Here is a 14,068-nt window from a genome sequence, read left to right as displayed (position 1 = left end):
AAGTTAAACACTTTCGGCCGGATGACGCATCGTTATGGCCGACACCGCCGTCGAGAGATATGCAGATTTTTTTCTCGGCGGCACAAACAGTCCGATCAAGCGCATAAAGACAGCGCCACCCTCGGGGCGCGACGTTTCACTATACCGGCCGCAAAAGCTCCCGGCAAGCAGCGGGTCGATCAACAGGGCCCTTCATTTTTTTCTTGACCGGTTATCACTGCCTGCGAAATCGGCAAAGACCATCCGGCGGCTCGTTCGGCGTGACGTAAGATTGAACTGCCCAACCGCCCTGGATCAGTTTCGCCGCATCTTCGGATCTTCAGCAATGACGTCAACCGACGTTCTTGATTTGCCCAGTTGGGTCGCGCCGCCAGGCGGGATCTCAACTCGAATCGTTGACGAAAGCTCGCGACTCGCTGCACTGCAATCGGAATGGGAAGCGCTCGGGGGACTTTTGCCTAGTCCGATGGAGACTTACGGCTGGGCGATGGCGGCTGCGGCGTCCGTGAAGGGCCGGCAGCGGCCGGCGCTGGTGGTGGCGGAGCGAGACGGAGCGGTCTCTGCGGTCGCCCAGCTCGCTCGCTGCCGAAGTTGGCTCGCCGACCGGATGGAGATCGTGGGAATGGGCCTGCTCAACGAACCGGCGGATTTCGCTTGTGCCGACCGCGACTCGCTGGCCGCGGTCGTGCGGCGAGCGATTCGGTTGGGCCGCCCCATATTGCTGGGCCGAATGCCGGCCGAATCGCCGACGATCGAATTGTTCAGGCTTGCGGCCCGCGGACATGGCTTGGTCGTCGTCCGTCCGCAAGCGAGTTGCCCTTTCATTCCAATCGATAGCACTTGGGGCGTGCCGGAAAGTCACCTCAGCTCGCGGCGCCGCTCGGATTATCGCCGCGCTTTTCGCCGCGCGGAACAAATCGGGAACGTGCGGGCCGAGATTCTTGTTCCTGGACCCGATGACATCGACAAGCTGCTCGACCTCGCATTTGCGGTCGAGGCCCGCTCGTGGAAAGGAGCTGCCGGAACGGCGCTAGCCTGCGACGCCATTCGCGGGACGTTCATTCGCGAGTTCGCCCGCTGGTCGAGCCAAACCGGAATTCTGCGAATCGGCCTGTTGCGGATCGGTGAGGCATGCGCTGCAATGCAGATTGCCGCTGAACATAACGGCGCCCTTTGGCTCCTGAAAATCGGTTTCGATCCGGCGTTTGCCAATTGCTCGCCAGGAAATCTGTTGCTGGCCGAGAGCTTGCGATTTGCCACCGCAAAGGGACTGACTTCGCTCGAATTCCTGGGCACGGTCGAACCGTGGACGCGGGTCTGGACAGATCAGGAGCGCCAATGTGTTTCGCTCCGGTACTACCCATTTAACCATCGCGGGGCGCTCGGGCTATTGGCTGAGTCGTTCGAAGTTTGCGCCCGGCGGATGTGGGGAAAGCGAGCGAAACGGCCCACCCAACCCTCCGAGCACGACGCATGAACGGTTCTGGCTACTCGGCGATCGGTCAGCGGCATCGAGTCCGTGAATTTGCGCGGTGGATTGGTGGCCGGGCGAAGGGGCCGCTGCATGCTTTGGCGCGAATCGCGGCCCGCTCGTATATTGCCGGCGACAAGCTCGACGACGCGATGGCCGTCGTTCGCGGTTTGGCCGAGCGAGGACTGTCGGCGACGGTCGGGTTCTGGGATTCGCCGGGAGACCATCCGAACACCGTGTTTGCGGCGTACCAAGATGGGATCGCAGGGCTCGCCGCGGCGCAATTCGGCGATTATATCTCAATCAAACTGCCGTCGCTCGATTATTCGCGCGAGATGCTCGCCAACCTGGCAGACCGGGCGACCGAAGTCGGCGTGGGATTGCATTTCGACGCGCTGGGACCGGAAACGGTGGATCGAACCTGGGCCGCGCTCGCCGACGTTTTGCCGAACGGCGATCACTTTGGTTGCACGCTTCCGGGTCGATGGCGGCGCAGCCCCGCCGACGCCGAATGGGCCATCGACCGGGGGTTGGCGGTCCGCGTCGTCAAGGGACAGTGGCCCGATCCGGCTGCGCCCGATCTCGATCCGCGAGCCGGCTATCTCGAAGTGGTCCGCCGCCTGGCCGGGCGGGCCCGGCGCGTTGCGGTCGCCAGCCACGATCTAACCACGGCGCGGCGGGCAATCGAGATTCTCTTGATGGCCGAGACTCCGACGACACTGGAATTGCTCTACGGGCTCCCCTCGCGCCGACAGATTGAGCTGGCACGGGAATTGGGCGTCGCCGTGCGCACGTATGTGCCCTACGGCGCGGCGTATCTCCCTTACTGTCTCGCTCAAATGAAGCGCAACCCGAGAATTGCCTGGTGGCTGTTGCGCGATGCGGTGCGCCGCTGACCCGGCCGGTTCCTCTCGTTCCGCGAGAGGAGTGCCCATCACGCGGGGCGTTATGACGACACTTGACGCGCCGCGAACGATTTCCAACCGGCGACCGCCAGCGCTGCCCAGCCGACCATGAACGAAATCCCGCCGGCCGGCGCGGCGCTGAGATAGTCCCGGTTGTCGGACAGCGCGTAGCCATACAATCCACCACAAAACAATAGAATTCCCAAGAGAAATGCCGCGCCGGCGACATGGATTGACCAAGTCGAATTCCCGACTCGCCCCACAAGTCCCGCCAGCACCAGAGCGATTGCATGAATCATGTGATTGCGCGCCGCGATCTCGAAATCCTCAAGCCGTTGAGCATCGATCTGTCCCTTGTCCACCTTCGGCTTGATTCCATGCGCTCCATAGGCGCTCACGGCAACGGCCAATCCCGCCATCAGCGCGCCAACTACGAACCAACCGCGAGTTCCCACGATATGCTCCTTGCTCGCGACTGCCGATCCCAACGCTATTCTCGCCGAACCGCTGGCCAAAGCAAAGCCGCCGTCGGCTGGGGAAGACAGCCGCGGCGGCAACGCATCGATAGGTTATACAGGGGCTCGTCTGAGAACAAGCCGGCGACTACGGAGGCGTCCCGCCGAGGAGCTTCTGCTCTTCCTCTTCTTGGATGATGATCCGCGGCGTGACCATCATCATCAGGCTCTGCGTCCGCCGGTCAATCCCGACATTCTTGAAGAGCCGACTGAGATAGGGAATTTTGCTGAGCACGGGAACCCCGCGTTCGCTCCGCCCCTCGGTCAACCGCTTGATGCCGCCTAAAAGAACGGTGCCGCCGTCCGGCACGCTGACGGTCGTCGTCACCGAGACGAAATTGAACGTCGGCAATTGGACCGTCGTACCTTCGGTGGTCACGGTCGATCCCGCCGAGTTGCTCGTGGTGTTGTCCGTGCCGCCGGTCGAGTTGGCGCTGTTGGTGGTGGTCGTCTTCGACCCGGTGAATGTAAATTCTTGAACGTCTCCGATCTGGCTGAAGAATGGCACGACCGTCAAGCGGACGAACCGCCGATCGGGCGAGACCACTGCCTGAACGGTAAGCGACGTTCCCTCGGACAGCACCGTGATCACCGGCTGCTGAGCCGCCGCGAAATCGCCGACGACGGGGATCACGCTCGTCACGAACGGCCGTTGCGAGGTGTCGGAAACAAACGCCTGCTGGCCATTGAACAGCGTGACTTTGGGCGCCTGCAAAACGTTCGTTCGATCATCGCCCTGCAAAGCCTGGACAAGGAAGAAGGCCTCGATGTCGCTTAGGATCGCAAACCCGAACGTTCCCGGCGTAGTGTTCGAGAACGACGCGAGATCCGGCGGAGCGACCGGGAATGTGCTTCCGTTGTTGAATTGAATCGGGAGAGCCGGATTCTGCCCGAACCCGATCGCCTGCGGCGCCGTGGGATTGCCCGCCGTGTCGCCGTAACCGACGACCTGGCTGGGGATGTGCTTGCTGCCGATCGAGCTGACGCCGCTGGTCGAACTCGGAATATTGAAGTTGAAGTTCACGCCGATTTGCTCGAAGAAGTTGTCGCTGAGCGTGATGAATCGCACTTCGATCGTCACCTGCAAATCTTGCAGGCGGCGCAATTGCTGCAACAGGTCGGCAATCTGCTCGTGGACCTCCTGGGTTTGGCTGACGACGAGCGTGAGGTTCGTCTCGAAGGGAGCAATCGAACCCGTGCCGCCGGAGTCGGTCCAGCTCGTTGGGGAGATAGTCGAGGTAATCAGCTCGATCAGCGAATCGAAATCGGCCTGGTTGCCTCCCTTGAGTCCGCCGGGGCCGAATTGGTTCGGCTGCGGTTGACCGGTCTGGATTTGCCCGGTGCCGGGGATGCCGAGCGTGCGCATTTGCGCGGCCACGGCCGGATTGAGCATCGCGTTCGTCTTCGCGCCGGTGTCGCTGGCCACCGCCATTACCGGGGGCGCCCCGGCGAAAGCGCCGTTATTTCCTTCGCCCCAACCTAGGCGATTGTACGCTTCCCACAGCGCTCCGTTGATCCCTTCGCGGCCGTTCGGGCCGAAATTCGGAATCGGGATCACCAGGTCGGCCACTGGATAACTCTTGGTAATCACCTGGCCGTGACGCTTGTCCTCGCTGGTGATATCGAGCACCTCGTTCTTGATGACGTAGCTCAAGTGGAGCGGCTCAAGGATCAACGCCAAGGCGCTTTTAAGCTGGATGTCGCGCGTCAAATCGATCGATATTGGCTGATCCGTGGTCACGCCCTCCGCCTGCAACCCCTGCTGATCGATGTGCATATTGACCTGAGTGACCTTTTGCAGATAGGCGAGGACCTCGCCCAACGCCGCCTGATGGAACTTGAGCGATACGGGGGTGGTCAGCTTCTGCTCGATTTCCAAATCGCCGGCGCTGCGGCGCTGTTTGTCATCGGCCAACTGCATGCGCGTCTTGGTGAGGCGTTCCCAGTCGGGCTTGTTTATGAAGCGGATATCATCGTTAAAGGGCACTCCCGCTCGATCGACGTCTTCAAAGGCCTTGACGACCGCTTCTTCTTTCTCATCCTTGATTGAAAGATCGGTCGCCTGCCGGCGCAAGGCCTTGCTCACGGTGACCATTTGGATCACGACCGGGTTGTCGGGATCCATTTCGGCGGCCCGCTTGGCGACGATCTCCGCCTCGGGATAACGGCGCTCTTCGACGAGCTTGTTGTAGTCATCGACCATGCCGGCGAGCTTCTCGCTGATCTCGAGCTTCATCTTGCGGTGCTGATCGACTTCCTCGTGTACCGCGCGGTTCTTTTCATCCAGCTCGATCTGAGCAAGATTCGCTTGGATGTATTGCTGCATGTCGCGAATGCTTTCGTCCACCCGACGGAGAAGCTGCTGCCGGGCCTGCGAGTCCAGATCGGCCGTCGCCTCGACCATCGCTCGGGCCTTTTGCAAGACCTCCAGGGCCTTTTTCGGCTCCTTGGCCTGCATCTTGCGCGCGGTCTCTTGCAGCCGCGAAACATCGGCGGAGACTTGGCGAACGAGCAACTGCTGCCGAGCGGCGGCCGCATCGAGCAGACCGTCTCCCGAGCCGCGCGGCGGCTGCGCGGGGCTCATCATTTGCAGATGATCCTGGAGCCGTTGGCGAGTGCCTGGATCAAGTTGCTCCGGGTTGGCGTAAGCCTGGCGGAAGAGCCGCAGGGCTTCATCGCGATTGCCATCGGCCAGCGCCTTCTCGCCCTGTCGAAACGCTTGTACGGCCGGCGGAGCGCTGTCGCCCGAGGAATCGACTGCCGCCGGATCCCGCACGTCTCCACTTGTCGGCGGCAACGGCAGCGGCCGCACGATTGGCTCTTCGGTGCCGGCGGTGACAACGTGGGTCGGATCGTTGTTTGGGTCGTAAATCGACTGGTTGGCGTAATGCCGGCCGGCCGCGTCGACAGCGAATTCACCTCCGGCGGTTGTGACGCTCGAATCCCCATGCAGTCGAGCGCGCTGAATATCGAGCAATAGCAGCGAGGGGCGATCTTCCTGTCCTGAAAACGCTGTGTCCGGGGCGAGGCCATCCGCCTGGCGGGCAAGTTGCTCGGCTCGGGCGACGTCACCCTGCGCCAAGGCCGCGCGGGCCTGTCGAGTCATATCCTGGGCTTGCCGTTTGTTTGCAGTCGATGGGCCGGCCCTGCCGACGAGCGAATTGCTCGCCGCGGCGCCGACGGTTGCTACGTCAAGGCGGCTTTCGTCTGGGCCTCTCGATGGCCCTCCTTGACGACGATCGCTGGCGATCCGCTCGAGCAAGGAATCGGGGCGGGTTTCGATCGGGTTGTATTGGACCGGCAATTTCTTGGCCTCCATCGCGAGTCGCTCGGCTTCGTCGAACTCGCGCCAGCGCAGCAGCCCTTCGGATTCTTCCATCAACAGGCCGGCGTATTGATGACGGTAAGCGTCGGAATCGACGCGATTGCTCGGCGAGGCGAGATCGGAGCACTTGCGCACCAGCGTTTCAACTCGAGCCGGGCTGTCGTCCGTCGCCCCGTAGTTGACTTGCAGCCGTTTGGCTTGCTCAGTCAGCGAGATGGCGCGCTGCACGTCGCCAACCGCCAGCGCCTTGCGGGCACCGAGCAAGAGTGTGTCGCTTTGAGCCTTCGGAGTCGTGGGCGCAGCCGCATGGGGAGCGAGCCTCAGCGGCGGGGCACCGGTCGAGGGATAGTTGCCCGCAGTTTGCGAGTTCCAAGGCGCTGGGGTGGTAGCGAGAGAATCGACCGGAGGCAAACGCATCGGGACGCGATCGTTCGTGCCGGCCGCCGAAGTGGTCTCGGCCGAGGAATCGGCGTCGTGACGAGTCAGAAAGGGATCCTTGGGCGTATTTTCGGACGACTTGTCAGTTGGCGCGGCGGCGCTAGCGGGCGAATGATCGCCGGGCGCAGTCCGGATCCCGAGCCGCTTGTTCAAATCCTGTCGGCATTTGGTAGGGGTGTCGCCGATGTGGAAAATGCTATATTTCGGGTTGAGCGCTTCGGCCCGAGAGACGCACGAGTCGGCCAATTGCAGATGCCCCTCGGCCATCGCTTTGCGGGCCTGGCGGAGCAGATCATCGGCCTGCGCGAGATCGGATTGGCCGTCATCGCCGACGGCCGCGGCGAAAATCCAGACTTGCACCGAGCCCGCTTGAGGCATGGCCCTGGCAATTGCGGGCGCGAGGCCCAGGATGAGGGTCAACGTGCCGACGAGCCGTGATGACGAGGTATTCAACCCGGTTCTCCTTTTGAGAAGCGCAGCGTTCCCGCGGATTGGATTCTTGCCCCGACGGAATCGGTCCGTTGGCTTTGCAAAGCGCCGCGGCGCGAATCCGATGGCGCGGCCAGATGAGAATGGCGGCCACGACATCCGTTCGTCACCGCTTCGCTCGACGGCGGTCCGTCCGCGAAGCCAAACACGACAATCGTCCCTGAGTTCCGTCGGGAACTGGCAGAAGAGGGTGGGATAGATACCGGCAAGGCTTCGACTGGTCAAGACCACTTGCCGGGAATTGAGCGAATTTCTCAAAAACGCTCCGCCCCATCGCTCGCCAATCCGTCAAGCTGCTACAAGACGCAGGGTGTGAGCAAGTCAGGACGGCAAAAATGGCACGGCAACTTCCGGGCCACGACTCTCAGCCACTATCGGCCGCCCCGCGGCGTGGCTGTGGTGGCAGGGGTTCGGCCGGGCCCGGGATTCAGGAGGTTCGACGGAGCGGAACGACCCCGACTTCCGGCAGCGGGCGCCGTCGCTTCGGCGGCGGCGTCCAAATCCGCCGGCACTTTGTGCGTCTTTTCCCAATCCGCGATGGTATGTTTGTCGGACGCCGGAGTGACGACGACCAATTGGTCGGGCTTGCCATCCTTGCCGGCGACGAGAAACAGCAACTCTGCCGGCTCGCCGCTCTCCGCGGCCTTTTCGTCCCCGCCGCGCGTGTCGATCAGTGCCGCGTCGGCCTTGAAATCGGCAACGAAATCGTGCCGATTCTGCGCTGTCGGATCGACGACGTCGTCCACCTTTTTCTTCATGAAATTGGCCACCGCGCCCAAATCCAGATCGACCTTAGCGAGCAACTCGACCGCGTCCTTCGTGTCCCAGACCAAGATGCCGGTCTTTCCCTTGACGTCGCCGCGCCTTGGACGATCGACCCCCTCGCCGACGACCTTTGCATCGAGCGGCACCGTCGCCGGGAGAGAGGGTTCGCTCCAGTCCGTCGCACGGTACGGCTCGGGCTTGGGTTCGGGCTTCATGAGCACTTCAGGAGGCATTCCGAAGTTCGGATTCTGCAGCACAAGCTGAACGCGATATTGATATGAGTGCCCCGGTTCGACGTCGAAATCGACGAAGCGGAACAGTTTATAGGGAACCGCCACCGCGGCGTTCGCGGGATTCGCGGCCATATCGCGGCCGTTCGCGGGGGCAATCCAGCGCGGATTGCCGCCTCTGCCGGAGCGATCGGGAACGCCACCACGGGAATAAGGATCGCGGCCTACCGCGCCGCGACGCGCGTAAGGATCGATGCGGTTTTGCATGGGCTGCGATGGGGCTTGGCCGCCCGCTGCCAGCGCGGCGCCGGAATCCTTGCCGAACAGGTCGTCCGCGGGCTTGGCAGCAGGAGTCGCGTCGGGAACCGCCGCAGCGGGCGCCGCGTCGTCTTGTGGTTGTGCCGCGACCAGCGGGATTTTCGGATTGGTGGCCTCACGGCCCCAGTCGCGGAGCAAAATTGGCGGCAAGGGCCAGGTGAGCCAGAGATCGCTCTTGTAATCCTCCGGAACCACCTCGCCGCCGCTTCCCTGCCATGCCAGGTATCCTTCCAGAATTTTGTTGTAGTCCGCCGCGCCTTTGCAGGCTTTCTTCGCCAGATTTCCATCCGCACCATTCTTGATGTCCGCCTTGATTTGCTCCAACTGGCCAAACCCGATGACCGTCGGATCACCTTTGTTGGTCAAATCGGTTCGCTCGAGTACCCACCAGACGTAGCGCGGCGTGTCGTGATCCGCCGCGGAATCGCGGCCCGCCGGACCACCGCGGCCACCTTTGTTCGGATCTTCCGTCGCGTGCTGAGCGTGGGCGAAGCGCATCGCGTATTCCTTCTCCTGCTGCTCGATCGGGATCGCGCCCGTGACGATCACGAAATAGCGAGCCTCCGCGTTGCCGTTGCCCGGAAAGCCGGGCAACTCAAATCCTGGCGGAATCGGCTTGTTTACCGGTTCGTCGGCCGCTGCCGCCGCGCCTGGGACGGAGCCGGGAGCCGCCGCCCCGCCGCGCACCGCAGGCGGTGGGGTCGCGCCACCTCTCGTTGCCGGCTGTCGCCCTGCTGGGGTTGTCCGGCCGCCAAGAAGACCACCGGCACCGGGCGCAGGCTCTCGTGCCAATGGGCGCGGCGGTTCCACTGCCGGACCCCGTGTCGCCGGGACCGCGGGGGCCATGGCCGCGCCAGCGCCGATTCCACCGCCGCCGGGACCACTGCCCACCAATGCGATCGCGCCGCGCCCGCCGGTCGCTTGCAGCCCGATCACCGGCAAAAGATTCGGATCGGTCCGCTTTTTCTCGTCGTCAAAGACTCCCACGGGCCGGACGAACGGCGGAGAGTCGTATCCTTCCGGCTGAATTGCCGTAACTTTACCAGGAACCTCGATCGGCTTCAGGCCGCTGACTTCGCCCGGAGGCTGCGAGCCATCAACGTTTATTTGGGCCTGATCACTCTTGGACTTCAGTGCCGACGCTTGAAGATCCGCAGGCAGGGTCTCCTGTTTGAAGATGAAATAGACGAAATAGAGCATGACAAGAACTCCAAAGGCGAACACGAATTTCTCCCCGTGCTCCTTGAAGAAGTCCTTGATGATCGCAGTGTCGAATTTCAGCTTGGCCCTCATCTTCCACCTCCTTCAATTTCCCGGTTCCGGTCGGAAAAAAATGTCGATTGGCCTACGCCACACGAACGTCGTCCCCAAGCAGCCTCACTTGCTCGGTGGCGTCGAGTCAGCGGCTCCATTCGTCTGCGGGGCGGCCGCCGCGGGTGCCGGCGCGGCTGGGGCGGGAGCAGGCAGGGTCGCGCCAGTCGTGGCCGCTACACCGGTCGGCGCGGTCACCGGCGGAGTTTGCGTCGTCGAGTTGCCGGTCGCCGGAGGCACGCTCCCCGCGGGCGATTCAACCGTCGCGGGCAACCCCAGCTTGGCCCGATCGGGCGCATTGATTAGGTAGGCGACCCCTCGGATATCCAGAGTCGCATTGTGCGTCGCTCCGCCGGCCGCCGACGCCAATGAGTTCGTTTGCCGACTGCCACGGCCCCTTTGGGCACCAGGTTCCGTGACGTCGGCGGCGACGTTGATTCGCACCTCGCGAACCTCGAGCGGCAGGGTGGAATTCGCCAACTCCTCAACCACCCGCTGTAATTGCGACTCATCCACCACGAGTCGCAATTTGAACGCCATCAATCGGTATTCGGGCGGAAGAGCCGGGCTTTGCAAGTCAGCCGCAGTCAGCGGTCGTCCCTTGGCGTTGACGTAGCGACCGTTGTTGAGCGGATCGACGGGGCCGGCAGCGGCGTCTGTCGGGGCAGCTTCCTGGATCGGCGGCGGGGCGATGTCTCGCCCTCCGCGCCCGCCACTACGCCCCGGTCTCCCTCCGCTGCGCGGCGACGAAAAGTCGCGGCCGGAATCCGCGCCCCCTTGCTTCGAGTAAGGGCGATGCGGCTCCCAATTGGGCGACGCCGCCCCGGCGTCTGGTCCGCCCAGGCTGGAAGTAGCGTCTGGCGCGGTTGGCGCGCGAGTTACCTGAATGCGGCCTTCTCCTTCGCCAAGCGGGTAGCGATTGGTGGCGTCATAAGCGACCTTCACCGCGTCGATCTTCCGAACGACGGCGTCAAATGAGCCCTTGGCGCCTGAGTTTGTCCGTTGAATCGACTTGAAGAGCGCTTCCAAAACCCACATTTCCTCTTGGGCGCATCGCACCTGTGCCTCGGTCGGCGGGTCGGACCAAGAATAGTTGTCCTTCATGTGGGTTTGATCGACCGAGTCCCAAATCACCTTGTAGTCGTGCTGATCGGCCTCGGTCGCGCCCTCCGCTAACGGAGCCGCGCCGCGCTGGCGAACCCCAGAACGGCCACTTTCCGCAGCGCTTTCCTCAAGTGCTTCCCACTTGGCATCAACAATCTTCGCCATCCCCGGCAAGATCGTGGAAATGATATAGGTTTGATACAGCGGGCCATAATCTCCCATTTTCGAGGTCGAAATCTTGCCCGGCTCCCCCTCAAAATCCTTGATGAAGTCCGGTCCCAAACCCTGCGGCCAAACAAAGACTCCTTGCTTCTGCTGCTGAAAATGCTGATCCCAGGCAGCATAGGCTTTCTCGCGAGATTCTTTAGTCTTTGCGCTGACTAGGTCGATCCAATTCCGGTTAGGATTCGCGGAGCCGCCCGTGAGCGGAGTCAAGCCGTCCGAGAGGCTCTTGATTCTCGACTTTTGCTCGTCGTAGACCTTCAATAGCTTACTTTTGGCGCCAAGGAAGATCCCCACTCCGACAAGGATCGCCAGGCCGCAGAGAATCCAGAAGTGCTGCTTCTTGACGAAGTCGAGAAATGATCTGAGTTGATCCATGGGAGGGAAATGGGCTAGGGAGTCGGGACTGCGCCGGGGATTTGGCGGCTGAACGATCTCACAATGGGTTTCGTTGCCCGGGACCGGCAGAGGCGGTCGCCGGTTTATCCGTCGTGGGTGGTTTTGCCGTCTCAAGACGCGCGCTCAACGGCGTTTCCTTCCAGCAAAGATCAACCGTGAAATCAAACCGGAAAGCTTTGACAATCGGCTGACCTTCATCCCCACTACCGCGGCGCGGATTCCCGCCTTCGCCGCCATACCCAGGCAACGGAATCTCGTCTGGTTCGGGGTTTCCGCCGGTCAAAAGGACCGGATAGCCGATCCCCAGATCCTTAATAAGCACCTTGCCGGGTGGCTTGCCGTTGAACGAGGGTAGGGATATTTCTTTGGTCTCCAGATTCTTGATTAGCGTCTCAACGACGTATTTAGCGCCGATAGGTGACGACTGATTGTGATAATGGTGACCGACGATCTCAATAATCCATCCCTCGCCGCTCGGTCCGATGCTGCTTGAGGTAGCATCCGTGGAATTAGGGCTCTGTCCGGTATTGTCCGGGGCCGGCGCAGTCGCACTTTTCTCTACCGCTGCCGAGACCTCTGATTGCTGTGCCGTCCACTTCGGCTGCACTCCCGCGAACCAATCGTGCAAATTCGACTCGTGTTGGCATTCCAGCGAATCGATGTATATTCGCTTGCTCGAATGGACCTTGACGGCAAGTTCCGCTAAGAGATCTTCGATCTTCTTATTCTGCGGGTTGTCGGCCACCAGCTTGAAATCCGGCGGATCCTGGGGAACGCAGTCGCCGATTGCCTTGAGCACTTCCGGCCAGAGCAAGCGCCGCTCATTGATGCTGTTGAGCCGGTTCGCAATTTCCTTGACTGAATTGAACTGCGTCGTCGCGTCGTCGTAGCCCGACTTGAGTTCGTTGGCTCGTTTTGTCTCGGACTCGGCCCTGTCCATTGCCTCTTTCATCGCCTGATCCGCGCGGACCGAATTGTACGAGCGCCAGACGCCGAAGAAACCCGCCGTGCAACCCAACAAGAGCGCCGCGACGGTCGCCACGGCCCAGGGCTTCTTGGCTCGGATCAAGCGGTCCTTGATGATCTCCGGCGGAATGAGATTCGTGGCGAGCTGAGCTTGCTTGAGCCCTTGCAGGGCCAGACCGTAACAAACCCCGAACGACAAGAGATTGTCCTTAAACGCCGGAGTGGCGACGACTCCCGCTCCCGCGAGACCGCGATACTCCTTCAACTCGACCACTTCATATCCCAGGCTTTGGCCCAGGTACTTCTGCAGCCCGCGCAACTTCATCGCGTTGCCCAGCGGAATCACGCGGCCGATCTTGGCGGTGCGATCGACGCTCTGGAAGAAGCTGATCGAGCGCTGCACCTCGGTCACCAAGTCGTTGAACACGGGGCGCATCGCAAGGAACACCGCCTTGGGGTCCTCGGCCTTGAGCGCGTTGCGCTTCAGATGCTCCGCTTTGGCGAACGTCAGCTTGAGTTCTTTAGTCAGGGCCTTCGTGAAATGATTCCCGCCAAGGGGGATGTTGCGTTGCCAGACGCGGTAGCCGTTGGTCACCACCAGGTCGGTCGTATCGGTGCCCAGCGAAACGACGATCGTCGAGGGAGGCGGATCCTTGGCGTCGAAATCTTCGACCGCCGGAAGGTCCTGCATTTGGTCGAACACGACAAAGTTGTAAAGCGCCAGCGGCGTGAGCTGGATAATGTCCACCTCGACATTCGCGTCGGTGAACGGCCGCAGCGCGCGGAACACTTGCTCGCGCTTCATCGCGAACAAGCCGACTTCTGTCTCCAGCGAAAAACCATCCTCCTCGGTGCCGCCGGCCATCTGCTGCCAATCGAAGACCACATCTTCGAGCGCGAACGGGATTTGTTGCCGCGCCTCGTAGCGCACGATGTCCGGAATTTTCTTCGTATCGACCGGCGGCAGCTTGATGAACCGCGCCAGGCCCGATTGGCCGGGCACGGAGATCGCTACCCGGTCTTCCGTCACTTGGTTGCGCGAAAGAAACTGGGCGATGGCGTCGCGCACCAACTCGACCGGGTCCGCCTCGGGCTGGCTCAAGATCTTGGGATACTCGATGAAATCGAAGGCATCGGCGGTGATCTTGCCCGGCTCGTCCCCCGGCACACAGCGCAGGGCTTTCAGCGCGCACTGCCCAATGTCGATACCCCAAATAGCATTGCTCTTCGCCATGCGAATGGTCCTCGTCCCGGTTCCAGCAGTCGGCGCATTGCATCCTGGCAACCACGAACGGGTCGACCAAGAATCAGCCAGGACCGCCGACCTTGCTCCCTATAATCTAGCGAGCCGGGAAACCGGCTGTCAAACAGATTCCACCCGAACGGATAATGAAAATAAGTAGGCGATCGGTTATCATCGAAATGTGGACCGAAAGGATGCCAATTGCCGCCGAATTTGATTTGGGACTTGGACGGGTGAGCGTCTCGATTGTTGGTGGAAAATCTGCTCTGTTGGAAGGAGTGTTGCAGAAGGGGGGTGCCCCCGAAACGTTATTCTCAATTGAGGGCAGTGCGATGGCTAAGCAGATCGAAGCATTGGAGTTGGACCT

General features: G+C 61.8%; 7 protein-coding genes. 2 read left to right on the top strand and 5 right to left on the bottom strand.

Features of this window, described 5'->3' with window-relative positions; genetic code table 11:
• Positions 1–325 precede the first annotated feature (325 nt).
• Positions 326–1,477: a GNAT family N-acetyltransferase gene (locus VGY55_19240; GenBank protein ID HEV2972116.1), complete on the top strand. Its 1,152-nt coding sequence runs from the start codon at positions 326–328 to the stop codon at positions 1,475–1,477.
• Positions 1,474–2,367, top strand: coding sequence for a hypothetical protein (locus VGY55_19235; GenBank protein ID HEV2972115.1), 894 nt, complete (start codon positions 1,474–1,476; stop codon positions 2,365–2,367). The genes VGY55_19240 and VGY55_19235 overlap by 4 nt, the downstream gene beginning before the upstream one ends.
• Before the next feature lie 50 nt (positions 2,368–2,417).
• Here VGY55_19235 and VGY55_19230 read toward each other — a convergent pair whose 3' ends face one another.
• The 5 genes from VGY55_19230 to pilM all read right to left on the bottom strand — a co-directional run bounded on the left by VGY55_19230 (position 2,418) and on the right by pilM (position 13,692).
• The gene (locus VGY55_19230; GenBank protein HEV2972114.1) at positions 2,418–2,831 is read right to left on the bottom strand and encodes a DUF423 domain-containing protein; all 414 of its coding nucleotides are present in this window, start codon (positions 2,829–2,831) and stop codon (positions 2,418–2,420) included.
• Positions 2,832–2,979: 148 nt separating this feature from the next.
• Positions 2,980–7,107 (bottom strand): hypothetical protein, encoded by a 4,128-nt coding sequence (locus tag VGY55_19225; GenBank protein HEV2972113.1) that lies wholly within the window; start codon positions 7,105–7,107, stop codon positions 2,980–2,982.
• A gap of 407 nt (positions 7,108–7,514) precedes the next feature.
• Positions 7,515–9,749: a hypothetical protein gene (locus VGY55_19220; GenBank protein ID HEV2972112.1), complete on the bottom strand. Its 2,235-nt coding sequence runs from the start codon at positions 9,747–9,749 to the stop codon at positions 7,515–7,517.
• 84 nt (positions 9,750–9,833) lie between these two features.
• Positions 9,834–11,471, bottom strand: coding sequence for a hypothetical protein (locus VGY55_19215; GenBank protein ID HEV2972111.1), 1,638 nt, complete (start codon positions 11,469–11,471; stop codon positions 9,834–9,836).
• Positions 11,472–11,529: 58 nt separating this feature from the next.
• On the bottom strand, positions 11,530–13,692 hold the full coding sequence (gene pilM / locus VGY55_19210) for a type IV pilus assembly protein PilM (protein ID HEV2972110.1): 2,163 nt from the start codon (positions 13,690–13,692) through the stop codon (positions 11,530–11,532).
• Positions 13,693–14,068 lie beyond the last annotated feature (376 nt).

Source organism: Pirellulales bacterium, from assembly GCA_035939775.1.
In the GTDB taxonomy this organism is placed as follows: domain Bacteria; phylum Planctomycetota; class Planctomycetia; order Pirellulales; family DATAWG01; genus DASZFO01.
This window is presented reverse-complemented; position numbering and strand designations above follow the sequence as displayed.

Excerpts from the sequence above, each read along its gene's own strand:
- VGY55_19240 (HEV2972116.1), top strand. The coding sequence starts at position 326 with ATGACGTCAACCGACGTTCTTGATTTGCCCAGTTGGGTCGCGCCGCCA.
- VGY55_19235 (HEV2972115.1), top strand. The coding sequence starts at position 1,474 with ATGAACGGTTCTGGCTACTCGGCGATCGGTCAGCGGCATCGAGTCCGT.
- VGY55_19220 (HEV2972112.1), bottom strand. The coding sequence starts at position 9,749 with ATGAGGGCCAAGCTGAAATTCGACACTGCGATCATCAAGGACTTCTTC.
- VGY55_19215 (HEV2972111.1), bottom strand. The coding sequence starts at position 11,471 with ATGGATCAACTCAGATCATTTCTCGACTTCGTCAAGAAGCAGCACTTC.
- pilM (HEV2972110.1), bottom strand. The coding sequence starts at position 13,692 with ATGGCGAAGAGCAATGCTATTTGGGGTATCGACATTGGGCAGTGCGCG.